This window comes from Enterovibrio paralichthyis, from assembly GCF_019209835.1.
GTDB classification, from domain to species: domain Bacteria; phylum Pseudomonadota; class Gammaproteobacteria; order Enterobacterales; family Vibrionaceae; genus Enterovibrio; species Enterovibrio paralichthyis.
Genome location: NZ_JAHUTS010000013.1, coordinates 38,146 through 60,460 on the forward strand (window position 1 = coordinate 38,146; position 22,315 = coordinate 60,460).

General features: G+C 51.3%; 11 protein-coding genes and 1 pseudogene. 10 read left to right on the plus strand and 2 right to left on the minus strand.

The window, feature by feature from the left end; genetic code table 11:
• Nucleotides 1-59: 59 nt before the first annotated feature.
• The 7 genes from KU854_RS15365 to udp all read left to right on the plus strand — a co-directional run bounded on the left by KU854_RS15365 (nt 60) and on the right by udp (nt 9,112).
• On the plus strand, nt 60-1,373 hold the full coding sequence (locus KU854_RS15365; RefSeq protein WP_218359334.1) for a DUF945 family protein: 1,314 nt from the start codon (nt 60-62) through the stop codon (nt 1,371-1,373).
• 211 nt (nt 1,374-1,584) lie between these two features.
• Nucleotides 1,585-2,004, plus strand: a complete 420-nt coding sequence (locus tag KU854_RS15370; RefSeq protein WP_218359335.1) for a CBS domain-containing protein — start codon at nt 1,585-1,587, stop codon at nt 2,002-2,004.
• Between the two features lie 171 nt (nt 2,005-2,175).
• Entirely contained in the window at nt 2,176-3,648 is a 1,473-nt protein-coding gene (locus tag KU854_RS15375; protein WP_218359336.1) for an MATE family efflux transporter, read from the plus strand.
• Between the two features lie 121 nt (nt 3,649-3,769).
• On the plus strand, nt 3,770-5,185 hold the full coding sequence (locus tag KU854_RS15380; protein WP_218359337.1) for an SLC13 family permease: 1,416 nt from the start codon (nt 3,770-3,772) through the stop codon (nt 5,183-5,185).
• An 18-nt stretch (nt 5,186-5,203) separates the two neighbouring features.
• Entirely contained in the window at nt 5,204-5,677 is a 474-nt protein-coding gene (locus tag KU854_RS15385) for a response regulator (RefSeq protein ID WP_218359338.1), read from the plus strand.
• Between the two features lie 87 nt (nt 5,678-5,764).
• Nucleotides 5,765-8,158: a zinc/cadmium/mercury/lead-transporting ATPase gene (locus tag KU854_RS15390; RefSeq protein ID WP_218359339.1), complete on the plus strand. Its 2,394-nt coding sequence runs from the start codon at nt 5,765-5,767 to the stop codon at nt 8,156-8,158.
• 186 nt (nt 8,159-8,344) lie between these two features.
• Nucleotides 8,345-9,112 carry a uridine phosphorylase gene (gene udp, locus KU854_RS15395; RefSeq protein ID WP_218359340.1) on the plus strand — a complete coding sequence of 256 codons (768 nt, stop codon included), beginning with the start codon at nt 8,345-8,347 and terminating at the stop codon, nt 9,110-9,112.
• Between the two features lie 58 nt (nt 9,113-9,170).
• Here udp and KU854_RS15400 read toward each other — a convergent pair whose 3' ends face one another.
• The gene (locus KU854_RS15400; protein ID WP_218359341.1) at nt 9,171-10,340 is read right to left on the minus strand and encodes a Card1-like endonuclease domain-containing protein; all 1,170 of its coding nucleotides are present in this window, start codon (nt 10,338-10,340) and stop codon (nt 9,171-9,173) included.
• A 393-nt stretch (nt 10,341-10,733) separates the two neighbouring features.
• Here KU854_RS15400 and KU854_RS15405 point away from each other — a divergent pair, with 393 nt between their 5' ends.
• The 3 genes from KU854_RS15405 to KU854_RS15415 all read left to right on the plus strand — a co-directional run bounded on the left by KU854_RS15405 (nt 10,734) and on the right by KU854_RS15415 (nt 21,373).
• Nucleotides 10,734-19,913 carry a retention module-containing protein gene (locus tag KU854_RS15405; RefSeq protein WP_218359342.1) on the plus strand — a complete coding sequence of 3,060 codons (9,180 nt, stop codon included), beginning with the start codon at nt 10,734-10,736 and terminating at the stop codon, nt 19,911-19,913.
• A 108-nt stretch (nt 19,914-20,021) separates the two neighbouring features.
• On the plus strand, nt 20,022-20,762 hold the full coding sequence (locus tag KU854_RS15410; RefSeq protein WP_218359343.1) for a glycerophosphoryl diester phosphodiesterase: 741 nt from the start codon (nt 20,022-20,024) through the stop codon (nt 20,760-20,762).
• A 134-nt stretch (nt 20,763-20,896) separates the two neighbouring features.
• Complete coding sequence (locus KU854_RS15415; protein WP_218359344.1) at nt 20,897-21,373, plus strand: Dps family protein; 477 nt, start codon at nt 20,897-20,899, stop codon at nt 21,371-21,373.
• A gap of 94 nt (nt 21,374-21,467) precedes the next feature.
• On the opposite strand, the pseudogene KU854_RS15420 reads toward KU854_RS15415, so the two are convergent.
• Nucleotides 21,468-22,273, minus strand: a pseudogene (locus tag KU854_RS15420) (sulfite exporter TauE/SafE family protein).
• Nucleotides 22,274-22,315: the final 42 nt, after the last annotated feature.

The window sequence follows — 22,315 nt, forward strand, 5'->3', positions numbered from 1 at the left end:
TTATGTGGCCGTTTGGTTTACACTTTTTGCGAACTAAAGCCGGATGCTACGGAGTAAAAATGATATTTGGAAAATATGCGGCTATTGCGGGTGCAGTAGCGATTGGGGCGATTTGGCCATTTGCTACGGGACAAATTGGACAATCCCTGTACGAGCAAGAAATTGAGAGCATGAAGTCTCCGTACTTGACCGTCGAAACTGAGTCCTATGACCGTGGGTATTTGTCGTCTGACGTGGTAACGCGCTTATCCCTGACCGGCGAAATGAAAGCGTTGTATGAAAGTGAAGGCTTGCCAAGCAGCTACACCATTCTCAGTCATGTCGAGCATGGTCTGTTGGGTGTTAGCTCAATCTCAACATTGGGTATGACACCCGAACTGACATCATTGACTGAAAAACTCTGGCAGGGTGATGAGTCACCTCTGACAATCGTTAGCGAAACCTCTCTATTTGGTGATACGCAGCTAGATGTCACTGTCCGCGCGATGGATGGGGACAATGAAGATTTCAAAATCACCAGTTCACCGGCCAATATTTCAGGCACTGTTGATAAAGACCGCAACATTGTGTTTGAAATGGAAATGCCCAACCTGACCATAGTCTCACCAGAAGATGAAACACTGTCGTTCAATGAAATCACTGGCAGTGGTCAAGGTAAAATGGTCGATGAAATGTGGGTAGGTGTCCAGCAATTCAACATTTCAAAGAGCGCTTTTACCATTGATGGCGAAACCATTGATATCGCCAACCTTGGTGTGAATGCAAAAAATGTGGTTGTCACCACTGACGGCAGTGATGTGGCGACCGCCACTAAAGATGCACTGCGCATAGACAGTATCAACACACTCTCTTTCCAGGAAATAGATGTTCCTAACATCCTGTCTCTGCAGAATTTCAAATTTGGCATGAATTTGTTGAAGCTTGACTACCAATCCCTGATTACATTGGCGACCATGTCTGATGCAATGGGAGAGGAGCCAAGCGAAGAAGACGTCAACAAGCTGGTTACCGTGCTGGACACTCTGGTGGAGAAAGGCCTGACGTTCGAAATCCTGCCACTGGAAATGGACACACCGGAAGGTAATGTTAATGCCAGATTTGACCTGACTATCGAGCCAGGTTTAGGCAGTGTTACCCAGAACATTACTTTGCTGACCAGTAAGTTGAAAGGCAACTTGTTTGTGAATGTGCCTGCTGCGTATGTGAATGGTGTACCAGAGATTTCCGCGTCTATTGCAAACCTTGAGCCTTATGGTTTTATCAGCGAAACCGCCGATGGAATGACGCTCACAGCGAAAATTGAAGGCGATCAGGCTGTTTCGCCGAGTGGCCAGCGTGTACCGATTGGTCTGCTGATGATGATGTTCATGTAACACCCTCTATAAAAACTGAGCCAGTACATAGATGTACTGGCTTTTTTATGGGTTTTTGCAAATTTCCGTCGCATCGCTCTTTCATTTGTGACAAAGCGTAAAATTACTTTCATCTTGGCTAGTATTTTTATCATCTTGGACGAAACTGTAGTTGTTAAGCACAGAGATTTATTCCCTGTTCTATAAAAATGTCTCATAACCAGGGGGATGCATGGAGTCGATAAAAGTCAAAGATTACATGAACAAACGACCTGTCACGTTTAAAGTTTCCATGCCGCTATCGATCGCCATGGGAAAAATGTTGAATGCGCAGCAAACAGGCGGTCCTGTTGTCGATGACAACAACCACGTCGTGGGTTTTTTATCTGAACAAGACCTTATTCATAAACTGCTTCGTGTAGGTTATTACTGTCAGGACAGTGACAACGTTGCGGACTGTATGCGAGGCGACGTAAAAACAGTGAGTCCGGATGAAAGCGTGATTAAGCTGGCTGAAGAGATGCTTCCTGCCAAACCGAAGGTTTACCCTGTGGTGGATGAAGACGACAGACTGATCGGTGTCATTTCTCGGCGCGACATCTTACGGGCAATCGCGACCCAAATTGACGACTGCTTCCATCATCAGGTTTAGTCCTTCAAATAATTTGAATAACTTGTATCAAAGAAGGTGCTTGTAGCACCTTTTTTTTGTGACAAGATAAACGGCCATTTTAGGCCATTGTTCCATCATTGATTGGCGTGGAATGAGTGGGGTAAGCCGCAGGCGCCAATCAGTTTCAGGGATGTACAATCAGGGAAGGCTATGCCAGGTCAGCAGCAAGCGAAATTTCTCACCGGCTCAATCATGCGCCACATTACCATTATGTCCACATCCGGTGCAGTCGGCCTCATGGCACTTTTTCTTGTCGATCTGGCAGACATGTTTTTTATCAGCTTACTGGGTCAGGTCGAGTTGGCGGCAGCGGTTGGTTTTGCGGGAACCATTGTCTTTTTTTCCACGTCCGTGTCGATTGGTACCTCGATTGCCATGGGCGCCTTGGTCAGTCGCGCATTGGGCGCGGGTGACAAAGATCAGGCCAGGCGGATGACCGCCAGTGTGATGATTTTTTCTGCCTTGGTCAGCATTGTTACTGTTGCTGTGATATTGCTGTTTCTTACGCCGATCCTTTCCCTGATAGGTGCGACCGGTGAAGCCGCCGAAAAGGCAGCGGACTTTCTGCATATCTTGTTACCCGGTGCTCCCCTTATGGCAATGGGGATGGCGGGTGGTGCGGCACTTCGCGGAGTAGGGGATGCCAAGCGTTCAATGTCAGCGACCTTAGCCGCAGGCGCAGTTAACGCCATTTTGGATCCTATCTTTATTTTCGGTCTTTCGATGGGGGTTGAAGGTGCTGCAACCGCGTCTTTGATTTCCCGTTTTGTCCTATTCGGTGTGGCTTTCCAAGCGGTATATAAAAAACACGACCTTATCGCTACGCCCAGTATGACAGACATGAAAAACCATGCTCGCGCGATAGTGGGCATTGCGGGGCCTGCAATTATTACCAACACAGCTACACCCATAGGTAACGCCATAGTGACAGCTCAAATTGCAAAGTTTGGTGCAGATTATGTTGCGGGTTATGCGGTTATGGGGCGGCTGTTACCTGTCTCGTTTGCCCTGATTTTTTCACTATCCGGCGCGGTGGGACCTATCCTCGGTCAAAATTACGGCGCACTACGGTTTGACCGCGTTCGCCGGACTCTGAGCGATTCCACCAAATTTGTCACCGGTTACTGCATTGCTGTCGCTGTCATTCTCTATTTAGCACAAAACCTGATTGTGAAGGCGTTCAGCCTGGATGGTGACGCCGCGTCAATCATCACCCTGTTTTGCACTTATATCGCTATCACTTTCATTTTCAATGGCACGCTGTTTATTTCCAATGCAGCGTTTAACAACCTTAACCGCCCAGCCTGGTCAACCATTTTGAACCTTGGTAAAGCGACTGTCGGCACCATCCCGTTTGTTTATGTCGGAGGGCATATTGCAGGGGCAGAAGGTGTGTTGATAGGGCAGGCTATCGGTTCAATTTTGTTTGGGATTGCTGGCTATGTTCTGGTTAAACGTCTTATTGACCAACTGGCACGTGATCATGAGCTGAAAGAAGAAGATTTGGTGCCGGTAGAGCCCATGGTGCCAGCGGCGGGCTTAACCAGTTGTCGTGAAGTGATGGCAGATGAGGTTGAGGAACTTATCGCAGACAGTGAAACCGGAAAAACAGAAGGAAGGTAACTGACTGAATTGGCTGCCTGTTTATTGATCTATTTCAGGGCTTCCTGACATCAATACGCGCAGAATGATCCCTATTGCTCACGGAGTGTGAGCCTTTGCTTTTTAGGGACGACGAGCGATTATGCGCATTCAGGCAAAATACCTTCTACCGGTTTTAATTCCTTTGATTGTGGTGCTGCTACCGGCATCAGTATTTCCTTTCGAGACACTCACCGTCATGCAGCAACGCGCAATTGCACTGTTCTTGTTGGCCGCGCTTTGCTGGGTGCTGGAACCCATCCCCATTTATGCCACATCCGTGGTGGTTATCGTTCTGGAACTTCTCTTTCTTTCGGACAAGGGGCTTATCTGGTTCCGGGCTGACGCAGGTACCCCAGCATTTGGTGAGTCATTGCACTACACCAGCATTATGGCAACGTTTGCAAGCCCGATTATCATGCTGTTTCTGGGTGGTTTCTTCCTCGCTATGGCGGCGACCAAATACCGTCTGGATATCAACCTTGCCAGGGTGCTGCTCAAACCATTCGGTCACCAACCGAAAATGGTGATGGCCGGTTTAATGTTGATCACCGCCGTGTTCTCCATGTTTATGTCTAACACGGCGACCACGGCCATGATGTTGGCGATACTTACGCCGATCCTGGCGATATTTAAACCCAATGATCCGGGTAAAATTGCCTTTGCGTTGTCAATTCCTGTTGCTGCAAACATCGGTGGTATCGGAACCCCAATCGGCACGCCGCCAAATGCTATCGCACTGAAATATATCTCGGCGGAAAACATGATCACCTTTGGTGAATGGATGGCATTCGGTGTCCCATTCGTGGTCGTGATGCTGGTTCTGGCCTGGGCATTGCTAAGCTTTATGTTTCCTTCCGATGAATCATCAATCAGCCTTTCGATTAAAGGGCGTTTCCTGAAAACACCGAAAGCGATCACCGTATACGTCACATTCGCTGTTACCGTATTGCTGTGGTTGATGGGTTCAAGCCATGGCATGAACTCTTACACGGTTGCCCTTATTCCTGTCGCGGTATTCTCCATGACGGGGATCATCAACAAAGAAGACCTAAAGAAAGTGTCTTGGGACGTGCTTTGGCTGGTGTCAGGTGGTTTCGCGTTGGGTCTTGCGCTGGATAAAACGGGGCTGGCCAGTTTGCTGGTACACAGCATTCCTTTTGAAAACTATGCGGCAGAGCTTGTCTTGGTGGGTGCGGCGGCACTTTGTCTGATCATGGCCAACTTTATGTCCCACACTGCTACGGCTAACTTACTGATGCCAATTATGGCGGCGCTTGGATTCTCCATGACGTCATTGGCACCCCTTGGCGGTGAAACAACCCTGATCCTGATTGTGACGTTTGCAGCGTCGCTCGGTATGTCTTTACCTATCAGTACTCCGCCGAATGCACTGGCGCATGCTACCGGTCATGTAAACAGCAATCAAATGGCTAAAGTCGGTGTGATATTGGGTATTGTAGGTGTTGCACTCAGCTTTGTGATGGTGTGGATACTGCACCAGATTAATTTCCTATAACAGTAACTGGGGAAACAGATGGAAAAGGTAAACATTATTTGTGTTGATGATCAGCGTGAAGTGCTGGATGCCGTACTGAAAGATCTCGCTTCCCTTTCGGTTGCCTTTCATATTGAAGATTGTGAATCTGCGGATGAAGCATTGGATCTTATTGACGAGCTGGATGCGGAAGGCGAGCACGTCGCGCTCATTATCTCTGACCATGTCATGCCAGAAAAAACCGGTGTCGAATTGCTGACAGAAGTGTCTCTGGATCCACGTTTTCGCCATACCCGCAAAATACTGTTAACCGGTCAGGCAACCCATGCCGATACCATTGAAGCGATAAACAATGCGGCAATTGAACGCTACTTTGAAAAGCCTTGGAAGGCGGATGCCTTGCTTGATGCAGCGAAGCGTCTGGCAACCCAGTATGTTTTTGATGCCGGTCTGGATTACCGTGACTATCAGGAAGTGCTTGATACCCAGGTGATTCTGGATCGGTTGAAATAAAGAGCAATACTTTGACAAAACGTCTTGACCTTGGAGTTATCTCCAAGGTTTAGACTGTAGGCATCAATGAGAAAAGGAGAGTCCTTTATGTGTCATTCATGCCATTCAACTAAGTGTAATCAAACCATCCAGCACGCTGCTGTGCCCGAGACAAACACCGGGACGGGAGCATGCAGTGCTTCCAGCAGCCACAGCCATTCATCGTGCTCCGGCACAGAATCAGCGGAGTCTGACACTGCTGATCCTGAGTCGCATGGCTGTTGCAGCAATCATAGCTGCAGCAGCGAAGCTCAAGCAGAAGATAACGTCCCTGTCTCATCCTGCAACCTTGTCTGGCAGGTGACCAAAATGGACTGCCCCAGCTGCGCAGGTAAGCTTGAAGCTGCACTGTCGCGTCTTGATGGCGTGAAAAGCGTTCAAGTCAGGTTCTCCAGCCAGAAACTGGTGGTAGAAGCTGAACAGTCTGCGCCCGCCGACTTAGCAGAAGCCATTAAACAACGTGCTGAAAAAACCGGTTTTCCGCTGGTGGATATTTCCCGTAAACCTGCCGATATCGAAACGTTGACGCTTTGGGACAACATCAAGCGTGACGGGATACTCTTTTCGCTTATCGCCGTCATGGCAATTGCAGGCATCGTCTCCATCTGGCAGCCGGATACTGGCGCTATTCTGTTTACGGTAGCCACCATTCTGGGCTTAATGCCTATCACCAAAAAAGCGTTCACATTAGCCCGTAACGGTTCTCCTTTCTCCATTGAAATGCTGATGTCCATTGCGGCATTTGGCGCGCTCTACCTTGGTGAAACGTTAGAAGCGGCCATGGTGCTCGTATTGTTCTTGATAGGTGAACGTCTGGAAGGGTTTGCCGCCTCTAAAGCACGCAAAGGGATTCAATCCTTGATGGCGCTGGTGCCGGAAGACATTGTCCGCAAACATCCCGACGGCCGCCGTGAAACGGTGCCAGTTTCCTCACTGGAACCCGGACATAGGGTTGAAATTGCACCGGGCGGGCGTTTACCTGCCGATGCCGTTTTACATGAAGACAACGCCAGTTTTGATTTGAGCGCACTGACGGGAGAGTCGATTCCCGTGGTGAAACAGCGCGGTGAAAAAGTGCCTGCCGGTGCCTTGTCTGTTGATCGCGTTGTGGAAATGGAAGTGGTTTCCAAACAAGGTGAAAGTGCTATCGACCGCATCCTCACCTTGATTGAAGAGGCGGAATCCCGTCGCGCACCGTTTGAACGTTTTATTGACCGCTTCAGCCGCTGGTATACACCGCTGATGATTCTGGTTGCCGCATTGGTTGTCACCATTCCACCTGTGTTCTTCGCTGAAAGCTGGGATACCTGGGTCTACCGTGGACTGGCACTGTTGTTGATTGCTTGCCCGTGTGCCCTGGTCATTTCAACACCCGCGGCCATGACATCCGGTCTTGCCACAGCTGCGCGCTTTGGTGCCTTGTTCAAAGGCGGCGCAGCGCTGGAAGCGCTCAGCAAAGTGGAATGGGTTGCTTTTGACAAGACCGGCACCCTGACTGAAGGGAAGCCAGTGGTGACAGATGTAGTCACCTGGCAGGGTGATGAAAGTTTCCTCTTGTCTCTTGCTGCAGCGATTGAGCAAGGCTCACATCACCCATTGGCAAAAGCGCTGGTGGACAAAGCAGAAGAGGCAGGGGTTTCAATCCTCAAGGCCGACAATATCTCGGCAGAGGCGGGCAAAGGGGTTTCCGGTGTTGTCGAGGGTATAGCGGTTTCGCTGGTTGCGCTGGATAAACTTGAGTCTCATCACAGCATCAACCAACAGCAGATGCAGGAAGCACAGGCGCTCGCAGAGAGCGGCAAAACCGTCGCCGTGCTGTTTGAAGAAAGCACCGCAAAAGGCGCGTTTGCCTGGCGTGATGAATTGAGAGCGGCATCGTTTGAAACCATCGACCAGTTGAACCAAAAAGGCCTGCACACCGTGATGCTAACCGGTGACAACCCGAAAGCGGCCGCTGGTTTAGCAGGTAGCCTTAAGATGGATTACCGCGCCGGATTGATGCCGGAAGGCAAGGTCGATGCGATTAATGAGATCGCGAAGACCCAAAGTGTCGCCATGGTGGGGGATGGGATTAACGATGCGCCGGCAATGAAAGCGGCAACCATTGGGATCGCAATGGGTGGTGGTACGGATGTAGCTCTGGAAACTGCGGATATCGCCCTGAGTTCAAACCGTATTGAACGTATTCCCGATATCGTCGCCTTGTCGCGCGCCACCATGGCAAATGTAAGACAAAATGTCACCCTTGCTATTGGTTTGAAAGCGGTATTTCTGGTCACCAGTGTGCTTGGTATCACCGGCCTGTGGGTTGCTGTGCTGGCAGATACCGGTGCGACAGCATTGGTAACACTCAATGCACTCCGCTTGCTTCGATTTAAGAGCGGTGAAGTACAAACAACGCCGCAGCGGAAAGGGGAGATAGCGTTAAATAAGTCGATCTAGATCACTCCACATTGAAATGTAATGAAATGAAAATATTTCAAAGGTGAGGTGAGTCACTTTTATTTTCCCGCTGTTCGGTATGGTAACAACATCAACATGCGCTCTGAATTGCAGGGCGCATGATTCCAATACTTCTCTGACTGCAGTCAGTTAGAGACGCGAATATTTGAGAGTGAGGAGATAACCATGACCGAGCAAACCGTATTCCATCTGGGTGTCACCAAGTCTGATCTGGACGGCGCAACCATGGCAATTATTCCGGGCGATCCGGCGCGTGTGGAGAAAATTGCCAACCTGATGGACTCACCGAAGTTTCTTGCCAGCCACCGTGAGTACACTGTGTTTCTGGCGAAGCTCGATGGTCACTCTGTCGTGGTTTGCTCGACCGGTATTGGTGGTCCTTCAACATCTATTGCGGTGGAAGAGCTTGCACAACTGGGCGTGCGTACTTTCCTGCGTGTGGGCACAACCGGCGCTATCCAGCCAAATATCAACGTGGGCGACATGATCGTTACCACTGGCTCTGTCCGTCTTGATGGCGCGTCACTGCACTTTGCACCTATGGAGTTCCCGGCTGTTGCAGACTTTGATGTCGCTACTGCCATGAAAGCGGCAGCGGATGAATCTGGCGCGGCCGTGCACACTGGCGTAACAGCATCAAGCGACACCTTCTATCCGGGTCAGGAGCGCTATGACACCTTCAGTGGCCGTGTAGTGCGCCGCTTCCAGGGTTCAATGCAAGAATGGCAGGAAATGGGTGTGCTGAACTTTGAAATGGAATCCGCGACTTTGCTGACCATGTGCGCTAGCTCTGGTTTGAAAGCGGGTTGTGTGGCGGGCGTTATTATCAACCGTACCCAGAAAGAAATTCCGGATCACGCCACGCTTGCCGAGACAGAAGCGCGCTCTATCAAGGTAGTGGTGGAGTCAGCCCGTAAACTGCTGAATGCGTAACGACGGGTACAAATGAAGAAGCCGGCTTATGCCGGCTTTTCTTTTGCTTATTAAAAGGTTAAGCAAATACGTCGTTACGTGCACCGCCTGCGGCCAGGAACCACTCGTGCAGGTGGGTTTTCAGATCAGAAAGTTGGTCTGGGCCAATCAATGCCAATCCTAAATCCGTTGCGCGGGTAATGTCGTGCTGGCGCAATGGGCGGAAGCTGACCAGCATGGCGCGCGCCTGCAGACCACCAAGCAGGTCGCGGATAGATTCCAGCTTATACAGCGTATCATCACCGTCGCTCGACATGCCCTTGGTTTTACATTCGATAATGTGGAGCTTGTTGTTTACCACGGTCGCGACATCAAGTTCATTTCGCACTTCGCGTTCACCAATCTGGCGGTAAACCTGTACGCCCAGCGACAGATCCTGAATGGTTAACAGCTCATGTTTGATCTCTTCCACGATGTGGTGAACATACCATTCCAGCCATTCGCCGTTAGCAAAACGGCGCGCCGCTTCACTGGAAAACGTCAGTACGCCGTTTTCATAGTGCGAAAGACCGGCCTCATTGAGATCATCCAGCAACATACCCAGCTCGCGGTAGCCTTGTTGCTTGTCACTCAACTCCACATCCAGCTTCTGTTCTTTTCGGCATGTGGTGGCAAGGTAGTTCAGCGTGGCGAGGCCGGGGCCCAATTCATAGGCATTGCTTGCCCATTTATGACCCAGCGTTTTGATGGTGCTGTCCAATACGCTGCGGACATCTTCATCAGGAAGTTCGCAACGTGCGCCGAAGATAGTGAGGTAATCGCTGATGTTGATGTGATCTTCCACCTGCTGTTGCTGCTGCCCGTCCGGGTACAGCCAGCAAAGCTCGTCACTGAAAGGCTCGATAACGTAGATTGGCCAGTGGTAGGTGCGGAAGATTTCGTAGGCGGTAAGAAGGCGGTGACGCAATCCACAACTGGCATTGAAGAAGACTTTGCTGCCGCTTTGCTTCAGACGTTCTGCAAGTTGTTCTATCTTGTGCTTGATCAACGGAATATTGATATCAGACGGGATCTGGAAGAACTCAGTTTCAAGTCCCTTAGGTTCCAATACCTTACTCAGTTGTTCGTACTGTTGTTTCTGACACTCAACACCAATGAAAATCATTTTCTCGGCCTTGAATTTTCGGTGCAGCAGCGCAGTGACCAAACGGACTGGATCCTGGTCAATAATACCGACATGTGTGGCCATATTTACTCCATTAGATACAGTATGAGGTTCTACCCCCAAGCTGTTCTTTAATTATTCTTCCACTCTATATCTGGGCGCAAAGCGCTAGATTCAAGTGTTTACCCTTTTTTATACCTGCTTTGACGGGTAACAGACGGATTCGTTTCATTTCTTTCATTAAATTTTGATACGAACAGCGCTGATTTTCCTAATCTTAATAGAGTCATCCGTGTCATCTGTGAGCACAGCAGGGCTGTGAACGCGGGTATTGTGTCTCGAAAATTCTCAATGTTGAGCTTGAGATGTAAGTAGTTGAGTTGATGTAAGACAGCGAAATAGAGGCTGGTTACACTCTTATGAAACTTTTAGGACATGGATTCGCGTTAGAAAGCGAACGAAGGTTGGGATAATAATATGATCGGTCATGAGTTTGATTCGGGTTTAAATGTTGAACAAGTACAGGGACAAGCTTACGTTGTCGACAATGATTCAAGAATAACTCCCTTACAGCCCGGCATGCAGATTGCGCCAAATCAAGTCTTGCTGACAAATGAAAACAGTTCACTGGTTGTCAGCCACGATGGAGAGCGTTATTTCGTTGATAGCCAATGTGCCTCCTGCCTGGTGCCCCTTGATGACAATCAGCGCGGTTTCGTCAGTTCAGCAATCAGTGCCACCTTTAACCCAGATGCACTCGACAGTGACAGCGCGTTTGATCTCGACGTAGCCCAATTGCAAAACCTGATAGCCCAAGGCGTCGACCCGACTGAAGTATTTGAAGAAGCCGCCGCCGGTGAGAATGCCGGGTCGTCCAATGCTGGCTTTATTGTTGTTAATTACAACTACGATTCCACACTGACCGAGGCCGGTTTCGACACATTGGGTCCATTGTCTGGTGATGACTCCCCGGAAGACTTCCTTGGCGGGGAACGAGGGGGAAGCGGCGGCATTGCCCAAGATCCTAGCGCCCCAACGGAAGATGTTGATGCCGCGGGTGGTCAGCTTATTTCACTGGCCGTTGACGAAGGGGATCTCGATACGTCTCCTTACGGTACGCCGGATACCCAGCGCTTTGCGATTGAGGCAGGGACAGATCGCCTGCTTCCCGGGTCACTGCAGATCGCGCCGGATGCTCTTGCGGCTTTGGAATCGGAGCTGGCACAGCTAACCTCCGGCGGTGAAGCCATCGTATTTACCCGCCAGACCAGTGTTGATGCCAATGGCGTCGGCACTTTTATCCTTACTGGCACCCTTAACGGTGAAACCCTCATCGAGCTGGAAATAGTGGCGACCCAGAACGGCAACAACCTCGACATTACCGCCATACTCACTCAATCCGGTCCACTTGACCACACCTCTGGCAGCGGCACATACATTGAAGTGAATGGTGACCGTATTGCGATTGATGTGCCCCTGCAGGTGGCAGATACCGGCGGTGATTTGATGAAAACCCCCGCAACCATCTCGCTCACCAGCGATGATGGTGCAGCACCTTCGCTCAGTGAAGCGTCAGTCGATATCACAGAAACGCTCGGCAGCACGGTCACCAACCAGCTATCCAGCAACGATGGTATTGATCTGGGCAGTGATACCATCGCGAGCATTAATTTTGATACCGCTGCTGCGGAAGCAGCGTTTGCCGGCATTACCAGCCATGGCCAACCGACCACGGTGGACACGTCAGTTCCCGGCGTCATCACCCTGTATACCGACAATGGCGGCACGCCAGAGAAAATCCTCGAAATTAGCCTGGAACCGTCGACCACCCCGGGTGAGGCAGCCGAATATCAGGTGACGCAATATCAACCCATCGACCAGCACAACGCCAGCGATGGTGATGCAGATGACGATAACACTGCAATTGTGCTGCCATTCACTGTGACTGACGCGGACGGCGATGTCAGCAACAGTTCAGAAATTACCTTCAACATTAAAGACGGTGAAGTGGCACAAGGTGGCGAACGTCTGGATGGCGACGGTAAAGAGGTCGATATTCTCACTCTGGCGGAGCAGGGCACACCAAACGGTGTTACCACACCGGTTACCAATTCAGTGGAAGGTACAGTGGTGCTGGAAGCCGCAACGGACCGGTTGGATCCGAAAACCCTGTATATCGACCAAGTTGACGCACTGAAAGCCGAGCTGGAAGAGCTGAAAAACAATGACGGTGACAACGTTGATGCAGTGACGGTCACGGAATCCACTGACAGCGATGGAAATCCAGTGATTACGATTCTGGCAACCGTCGGTGGAGAGCCCGCGCTTGAAATTGTGCTGACTGCAAACCAAGCGCCCGGTGAGCTTGATATCAACCTGGAAACCAAGCTGACCCAGTTTATGCCGCTGATCCACCCACAAAATCCGGATGCAGACCAAAGCTCAGGTCTGGTGACGGCAGATGGTGAACGCATTCTGGTTAAGGTACCGGTTCAGGTTGCTGATACAGACGGAGACCTGCTGGTTGACCCTAACGACCCAACGTCTGAAGCGGCGAGAGTACTTACCTTTGCTGTGGTTGATGACGACTCCGCCACATCCGGTGTTGGCCTCACAGAGCCTGTGCGTGTTAACGAAAGCAGCATTGATGATGGTGACAGCGCCAACCAAGGCTCGGTCGCCAGTGGCACATTGAATTTCGATGATACTGATGATGCGGGTCAGCCGCTGACACTTGATACCGAAAAAGTCGCGGGAGATACCGTCACTGGCTTTAATTTTGTGACTGACTATGTCGAAGGAATTCAAAGCCCTAACGGCGATCTGATACTGGCAAGTGGATATCCGATCTTCTTAGAGCAGCGCCCTGAAACGGAGACGTACCCAAAAACCTACTTTGGCCACGCAGATGACGGTACCGGCGAGCAACGTGATGTGTTCAAGGTCATCCTCAATCAGGATGGGACGTTCAGCTTCGAATTGTTGTCAGCCATTGATCATGCGCCGGGCGATGGCGAGAACGAACTGACTTTCAGTCTGGAAGCGTTTGCCGTTGATGCCGATGGCGATGAATCAGGCAAGATCACGGTACCTATCATCGTCACCGACGACATTCCCCACACGCAGGGCAACCTGACCATGGAGCTGGACGACTCGCCCACCGGTGCTGTTTCCGCAACCATCGATGTGTTTGATCTCACCAACCCAGGCACCGTTCCCGGCGTGGAAGACCTGAGCGGTGCCGATGGCACCACCTTCATTACCTCGATTTTCAACGGTGTCGAATGGGTCGAGGTGTCAACAACACGCCCTAGCAGCATCGACATCTACCTGGAAAGTGATCCTTCGGTAAAACTGGGAACCGTCAGTATCGACCCCAGCAGCGAACCGGTTGGTGAGCTGACGTTTACCATCGAGCAAAACCTCGCTAATCCATTAGAAGTGCTGACGCAAAACATCAAATACGAAGTCACAGACTTTGATGGCGACAAGGCACAGGGTGAAATCGCGCTGACGATTAACGATCAGACGCCGACCATAACTGTTGCGCCGGATAACGGCGGCGACATTATTGGTGTGGAAGATCAAGGCCAAATCAATACAGACACCGAAGATGAAGGCGTAAACGGTGCCAACGGTATTCCAATCAATCTGCAGCTGAACCTGGGTGATAACGATCTGGGCGAAGCGTATGAAGATGCCGGCAGATTGGTACTGAACGGTGAGGTGACTCTGGCTACCCGTGACAGTGCTGGTGATATTGGCGGTACCTTCTATTTTAACGGCGTCGCCCTCGTGCCGGATATCGATGGCAATATCGTCCTGACTTCGGACATGTTTGAAGCGCAGGGCACCGGTGAGCCCCTGATTTTTGACTTGACCGGCGTCACCTTTGTGCCAGACCCGGATTACTCCTCCTACGATGGGAGTGATGTGATTGAGTTTGATGTCGAGCTGGAAGTCAATGGCCATGCGCCAGTGACCGCAGATGCGCCCATGACCATCACGGTCGAAGGTGTGGCGGATGTGCCAACCCTTGATTTGATTGGTGAAGCGGTCGATGGCGTGTTTGAACTCAAAGAAGATTTTGACCCATTCAACACGCCTGTTAACGACCCATCACAGTTTGTGCTGGGCGATCTGATTTCCGCCGATCTGCAAGATACTGATGGGTCAGAAACCTTGCGACTGGAGTTCACCCTGACGCCAGATCAAGGCACTTTGAAAGGCGGCTTCATTACCCAAAATTCCGATGGCGTTTGGGTGCTGGAAGACCCATCGCAACTGAGCAAAGTGCGATTTATTCCGACCGACGATTTCAGCGGCGATATTGAGCTGAAAGTGACGGTCATTTCGACTGAAAGTGACCCGGCGGTGGTCAAAGAAGCGCAGAGTGAAGTGAACTTGACGCTGCGTGTAGAGCCGCAAGCGGACAACGCACGCTTGTCGGTCACCCGTGTATTCGACAACGAAGATGCGGGGAACCCTGACCCTGACTTGGCAGAAGGCGATGCCATTTCCCTGGCTGACAAAATCTCGCTGACGTCGCTCGGCACAGATACCGATGGCTCGGAGTCGCTGTTTATCCGCATCTACGACATTCCGGATGGGGCGGTATTGCAACTGCGTGATGGTGCCACGGTAACGCCGTTGACCGACACTGACCGCATTTCGGTTGATGACATCAGCAAGCTGGAACTCATTCCACCGGTTCACAGCAATGAAAACTTCACCCTGATGGTGGAAGGCATTGTTGTTGACAGTGCGCCAAACGCACCGACCGATGAGCGGATTATTCCTGCAGAGCCACTGGATGTGATTTTGACCGGTGTGGCCGATACGCCGGAATTTGAAGTGGAAAATCCGGGGACGGATCCCGGCCAGTGGCAAGTCGATGCCACTACCGGCGTTGTGTCGACCACAGTGCCTGAAGACGGTATCAACGGTGACGGTTTGGTGGCTGTCGATTTCACGGTAATTTCCGGTGAGAAAACGGAAGCGCCGTCAGATACCTCTGAAACCCTGTCCATGCTGATCATCGACCCACCGGAAGGCCTGGGGCTGGTGGTCAAAAACAGTGACGGCTCATTCAGTGATGTTGAGCTGGCATTTGCGGGATGGCAGACCGACGGTTCAGGCATGTCTGTCCCGAGCTACTCAGTGGATATAGCCGCCCTGAACGGCAAGGACGTTTACCTCAAACTGCCACCACACACCACAGAAGACCTGTCCATCCAGACGCGTTTGGTGGCAACGGAGAACGATGGCGACAGCACCTTTATTGATACCACCATCGAAGTGATTATCGACCCACCAGTGGTGGATGCAGCAGATACCTATACCGCAACCTCGGAAGGGGTGGAAGATGCGTGGAACACGGTCAACTGGCAGCCTGATCTCACCATTGCCGGCGCGCCGGATTCCACCGCACAAGGCGTGGTGGAAAAAGTGGTGGGGGCGACCATTTCAGGCTTTGCGGACACAGATTCTGTGCGCCTGAACAACGGCAGCGACATCATTGATGTCACCCCTGTGGGTGGCGAGATCACCCTCACCGAAGCGCAAATTGAAGCGGACTATCAGGTGCAGGTTAAACGCGAAGAACACAGTGATGTGGACTTGACCCTGACCACCACAGTGACAGTGCGCCAGGAAGATTTCGAAGGTGTCAGCCAGGACGAGAAAGTCATCGCAGGTACGGTGAATGTCGACATTCAGGCCAAAGTGGAAACGGAAGAGGGTGAGCTCCAGGTGCTGGATGGTTCTGGCACGGCAGTAACTGAACTGACAACCGACAGCAAAGGCCATATCGACTTCAACAATGCAGTGGTGTTTACCCACCCGGATACCTCTTCCAGTGAAGAGATTGTCCGCATAGTTATCACGGATCTTGCTGAAGGCTTCTACGTGACCAATGCGATTTACGATGGTCAGATGGGCTGGATAGTCAACGACCCGAACGATTTCACCATTGTGGCACCAGCGAACACGCCGGATCTGACCACCACAACCTTCACCATCAGCGCCATGGTTATCGATCAGGGCGATGCGGGCGAGGGGGATGCGAGCAATCCCGAAGTGGTTTCCAGCGCCCAAATTACACTGAACTACCAGAACACAACGAAAAGCCCGCACGAAGCGTATCAGGTTATCGTGCCGACAGATCCGGTTGTGATTGAAGGTGAGGAAGACAACCCAATATCCCTTGAAGCATTGGGGACTGCGATCAACTATCCAAACGGTGCGATGGGCGATTTCGTCTTTGACCAAGTGACGATAGTGATCAGTGGTGATGATATTCCACCGGGTACCGTTATTGGTGGCGCGCGTTACCACATCGACAACGACACCTATGTGTTCGAAGTGCCTGACAGAAAAGAAAATGGTAACCCATACCCGGATGGGTTGGATCTATCGGGTCTCACCATTACACCGCCGGATGACTATGCCGGTGAACTCACCATTCCGCTGACCATTGTCAGTGTCGACACCCGAAGCGGTGATACGGAAACCTCTTCAGCTTCCGTCCAGCTGGACGTAAAACCGCTGGTGGATTTGCCCGCGCCGACCGGAGGTGAACAACCCAGCGACAATACGTTGGAGACGGCCTTCGAACTGGGTGTGAATGGAACCAGTGGCCTGAATGATGAAACGCCACCGCAGCCTGTTGAGCCGGGGGACACCGAGGCCTTCTATGCAGGCCAAGCGCTTGAGGACGGTATTATCTCGCTCAACCTGAGCGGTTCGCTGGCAGATACGGACAGTGTGAACGGTGAAGAGACCATCACCTCCGCCATTCTGACCGTCGACCCTTCAATGGGTGTATTTGTATTGCCAGATGACTCGGAAACCAACCTTCTGATGCTGGATGAGAGTGAGCTGGGCGATATTCGCTTTAAACCGGCTCAAGACTTCAGTGGTGAGGTAACTATTGATGCGCAAATCACCATTACGGATACGGCGACCACGGGCACAGACTCGCGGGACATCACCACAGAGCTGAAGTTCGACGTTACACCGGTTCACGATGAAGTGACCTTCTCCCTCGAAGGCGTCGAAGTGGCAGATGGCGATACCATTGAAATCGAAGCGACAGAAGACACCGGTATTTCCCTTGGGGATATCGGCGCTGAGTTCACCGATATTGATGGCTCTGAAAGCCTGGCATCTATTTCTATCGCCAATGTGCCGCAGGGTTTCACCCTTTCCGTGCCTGCGGTTAACGCAGGTAATGGACAGTGGATCATCCCCGCCAGTGCGGTCAGTGATTTGTCATCCCTGTCTGAAATCACCTTAAACCCGCCGAAAGACTTCAGTGGGGATGTGGATATTGTACTCACCGTCTTCACGCAAGAAGAAGGACTGGCGTTTATCCAGGGTCAAAGCCAGCCAATCACTGTGAGCTTTGAAGCTGTGGCCGACGGTGCCAGCGCCTATGTGGAATCCGCAGTGACGGGTGATGAAGACACCGACATTGATATCGATATGTCAATCTCCGCGAAGGATGACAGGGATAGCCTGCCTGCCACGCAGCCGAGCGGTGTTTCCACCACAGAAAATGCGCCTGAAACATTGCTTATCTCGATTTCAGGCGTACCGGATGGCGGTAAAATTGTCCTGCCAGCGGGCGTGACAGGAACCGTGACACCGGAAATTTCAGACGGTGGAGATATCGTCGTAACCGTCGACAGCACGCAGCTTGATGGACTCACTTTTGTGCCACCACAGGATGCTAACGGCCAGTTTGTGTTGGATTTGGCGATTCAGACCGTAGACAACGGCAATGAGTCGGCGGATGTGGTGAACAAGCAGGTGACGGTCAACGTCACGGCGATAAACGATGCACCGGTAAACATTCTGGCGGACAGCTACGAAGCGGAAGAAGACACAGTGCTGACCATCACCGACCTTGCGGTTCAGGATGTGGATGCCCTTGATGGCACGGGCACTGTTTTTGTTGAGCTTGCTGTTGGTGCCGGCAGCATGTTGGATCTGGTCGGGGACGATCTCAGCATCACCATCAGCGGAGAGGGCACCAATGTGCTGACGCTTGAAGGTGACCTTGATGCGATCAATGTGTTGTTGGCGCAGGGTGTGAACTATCAATTCGCCGGAGAAAATACTTCCGGTGACGATACCCTGACCATGACGACCCGCGACAGGGGCAATACCGGTCTGGGCGGACAGAAATTTGACCGTGATACGGTATCAATAGTCGTTGCACCAAAATCCGATATGCCAGAGCTTAGCTTTGCGCCACAACTGGCTTCCATGCGGGCTGCAACCGGTGCACTTATACCTCTGCTGGGGCTGATGGCGTCAGTGGTTGACCCAATTGATAACGAGTTTACCCTCACGTTCAGCGGATTGGGTACCGTTGGAGAGCTGGTGGATGGCAATGGCGATACCATAGGCACGGATAACGGTGATGGCAGTTGGACGTTTGATCAGGCCGAGCTGCAAACGTTGACACTGGCCGATCTCAACCTGCGCTTCAGCGGCCAACCAGCCGGTGATGTTGTGGTGACAGCCCGCTCTGATGTGGGTGATGGTGATCCTAAAGAGGCTGTTCTGACCATTGGTGTGAACATTGTTGATACCACAACCACACCTGTACTGAATGATACGGATAACAGTGCAGACAATCTGGTGGTTGACGACGCAAACAATACCCAACTGGTGGGCGGAGCGGGTGACGATGTTCTGGTTGGCGGATTGGGTGAAGATATTCTCATTGGCGGTGCTGGCGACGATGAAGCCTGGGGAGGCGATATCGGCGGCATGGGTGATGGTGAATCAGACACCTTTACTTGGCAAGCCGGGGATTTCGGCTCAGCGGGCAGTGCCGCTACCGACACCATCAAAGACTTCGAACCGGGTATTGATGTGATTGATATCTCTGATGCATTCAGTACAGAGGGTGTGCTCACTTTCACCGATCTGGCGAACAGGCTGGATATCCAGACGGTGGGCAGTGATACCCACATTCAGGTCTTTGATAATGTAGGTTCGGCAATTCAGAACATCATTGTCGAAGGGCATACACTCAACGAGTTGCTCGGCATGGACGCAAGTTCACTGACTCAGGATGAAGTGCTGGAGTCCATGTTAATGGCAGGGCAACTGGTGGTGTTCGATGCGACGAAAACCCAGTTCGGCACCGAAGCTGATGATGTTATGACAGCTGACGATAGCGGAGAGCAGCTCTTTGCCGGTGATGGCGATGATACGCTGACCGGTGGACTGGGCGATGACATTCTGGTGGGCGGATCTGGCGATGATACGTTAACCGGCGGCGCGGGTGATGACGTGTTTGCCTGGGGCGCGTCAGATGTGGATGCGGCAACCCTAAGCAAAGATGAAGTCACAGATTTCGAAGTGGGTGACAGTGTCACTGGTGACAAACTGGATATCTCCGCTCTGCTGCCAGAGACAGTCGGCAGTGGGTCGACCATTGAAGAGCTTCTTGACTACATCCGTCCTGAAGTGACTAGCGAAGGTTTGACCCTTCACGTATCGCAAACAGCCAACGGGACAGAAGTTCAGGACATTGTCCTGCGGGATATTGGGCTGTCAGATCTGGGTTTGAGTTCCGGTGCAACCGGCACACAAATCCTCGATGAGCTGGTTCAACAACAAACGCTCAAGCTGGATTAGGCCTTCGGCCATCACACCAAAAGCACTGCTTAACGGCGGTGCTTTTTTGTAGCCATTCGCCTGGCGAAGCGCTAAGTTTATGCCACCGAAACGTCAGAAGAAGAAAGAATGAAGACACTATTCGCCCACCGGGGGATGTCAGCCCTCGCACCTGAAAATACCCTTGCCGCGTTCAACCTGTGCCCGGAATATGGACTTTCCTGGGTGGAAGTGGATGTCGATGTACTGGCCGATGGTACCGTGGTGGTCAGCCATGATGACACGCTGGACCGCTGCACCAACCGCACTGGCAGTCTGTATGACCTGACCTTCGAAGACTTGCAGGACATCGATGCAGGCAGCTGGTTCGGTGATGACTTTATCGGGGAACCTCTACCTACCTTTACTCAGTTTATTGAGCTGGTGAACAAGCACAAACTCAATATCAATGTGGAAATAAAATCCTGCACGGCGGGGTGGGAACATACCGAAAAGCTGATTGACGGCGTGATTAACGGGCTGAAAAAGCTCAACCGTTACAGCGATTTACTGGTTTCCTGTTTCAACCCGCTGGCACTGGCAGAATTCAAGCGCAGAAGCCCGAATACAGCAGTTGCCTGTCTGTTTGAAAAAGAAACCCTGCAGCAGGACTGGTTGTCGATTTTGCAGGCCTGCCATGCTGAAGCAATCCACGTAGAAAACGATGGCCTCACCAAAGAAATGGTGCATGAAATGAAGCACCACGGATACGCCGTAAACGTTTATACCGTGAACGATCTTGCCCGTGCCAACCAGCTATTCAACTGGGGTGTAGACGGTGTGTTCACCGATGTAGGCCACTTGTTCCCGTCGCGCTACCGCCACGGCTAGCCATTATTAGCGATAGGTATAACGGATTGAATCTATAACTATCAACGATTATACCTATCGCCATACCTTTCGTAGACTGTTCCCAACAGGTGAGGCAAAGACCTCGAACCGGAAAAACAAAAAAGGGGATAGTCATGACAAGCATTAATATCGGTATCAAAGAACAAGATCGGATTGCTATCGCAGAAGGCCTGAAGCGCCTGCTGGCAGATTCTTACACCCTGTACCTGCAAACCCATAACTTCCACTGGAATGTTACCGGCAAACAATTCCGTGAACTGCACGTGATGTTTGAAGAGCATTACAACGAAATGGCTCTGGCCGTGGATGAAGTGGCTGAACGTATTCGTACACTGGGTTTGGCTGCACCGGGCACTTACAAGGCGTTTGCAGAGTTAAGCGCCATCAAAGAAGTGGATGGTGTGCCGTCCTCAAGTGAAATGGTCGATATTCTTACCCAAGGTCACGAGCAAGTTGTACGCACGGCACGCGAAGTGCTGAAAATCGCCCAAAGTGCCGATGATGAATCTTCCGCGTCGCTGGTTTCAGACCGTATGCGTGTCCACGAAAAAACGGCCTGGATGCTCCGCGCCCTGCGTGAAAACGGCTAAACCGTAAAGATTAAAAGCAAGCAATGTTCCGTAAGACAAAAGACCGCCGGTTGGCGGTCTTTGTGTATAGACAGCTTTTGTAGACTGGGGAAGGTTAGCCAATCACCTGAAAGAGCATTTTCACACTGAGAATGACGCAAAGGATCCCGATAAACTTCTTCAGTGTTTCACTTGGGAAATAACACGCCAGACGGACACCAAGGCGTGTCGAGAGATAGCTGCTGATTGAAAAAGCAATCATCGCTGGCAGGTAAATGAATCCCACAATCATGTTGTTCAGATCTGTATTGTCCAAACCGTTAATGAGGTAACCAAAGGTGCCAGACAGGGCAATCGGAAAGCCGATGGCGGCGGAAGTGCCTATCGCCCGTTTGACCTCAACGTTCTGCTGCACCAGATAGGGGATGGTCAATCCAGCACCGCTGATAGAAACAAGCGCCGACACTGAACCTATCGAAAACCCGGTCAACATATTCCCCACTGGGCTTTGTGGATTGTCGTTAACCTCATGTTCTTTCTTTCTGAACATTTTGAATGCCACATAAAGCATAAAAAGGCTAAAGAATCCCGCCAGATATACCCCATTTAAATAGGAAGCGATGAAGGTCGCCAGAAACGTCCCGACAAGCACAGCTCCCGACATTCTTATCGCCATTTTTGTATCTACATTTCTTTTTTTAAATGGGCTTTCATGCTGCCAAACGTAGTGAAAATCATCGCCGCCATGGATGTTCCTAAGGCCAGATGAACCACGTCATCCTGTCCAATGCCCTGTTTAGCAAATAAAAAGGTAAAAATCGGGACAGCCATTCCACCGCCACCCACACCGACAAGCCCGGCGAGCAAACCAATGCCAAGGCCTGCTGCCACGTAATAGAACAAAAACAAATACTCGTTCATCAGCACTCCATTTCGTACGAATTTGTTGGATTCCCCAAAATG

Coding starts and splice junctions, on each gene's coding strand:
- KU854_RS15415 (WP_218359344.1), top strand. CDS start 20,897: ATGACAAGCATTAATATCGGTATCAAAGAACAAGATCGGATTGCTATC.
- udp (WP_218359340.1), top strand. CDS start 8,345: ATGACCGAGCAAACCGTATTCCATCTGGGTGTCACCAAGTCTGATCTG.
- KU854_RS15385 (WP_218359338.1), top strand. CDS start 5,204: ATGGAAAAGGTAAACATTATTTGTGTTGATGATCAGCGTGAAGTGCTG.
- KU854_RS15405 (WP_218359342.1), top strand. CDS start 10,734: ATGATCGGTCATGAGTTTGATTCGGGTTTAAATGTTGAACAAGTACAG.
- KU854_RS15410 (WP_218359343.1), top strand. CDS start 20,022: ATGAAGACACTATTCGCCCACCGGGGGATGTCAGCCCTCGCACCTGAA.
- KU854_RS15400 (WP_218359341.1), bottom strand. CDS start 10,340: ATGGCCACACATGTCGGTATTATTGACCAGGATCCAGTCCGTTTGGTC.
- KU854_RS15380 (WP_218359337.1), top strand. CDS start 3,770: ATGCGCATTCAGGCAAAATACCTTCTACCGGTTTTAATTCCTTTGATT.
- KU854_RS15390 (WP_218359339.1), top strand. CDS start 5,765: ATGTGTCATTCATGCCATTCAACTAAGTGTAATCAAACCATCCAGCAC.
- KU854_RS15365 (WP_218359334.1), top strand. CDS start 60: ATGATATTTGGAAAATATGCGGCTATTGCGGGTGCAGTAGCGATTGGG.
- KU854_RS15370 (WP_218359335.1), top strand. CDS start 1,585: ATGGAGTCGATAAAAGTCAAAGATTACATGAACAAACGACCTGTCACG.
- KU854_RS15375 (WP_218359336.1), top strand. CDS start 2,176: ATGCCAGGTCAGCAGCAAGCGAAATTTCTCACCGGCTCAATCATGCGC.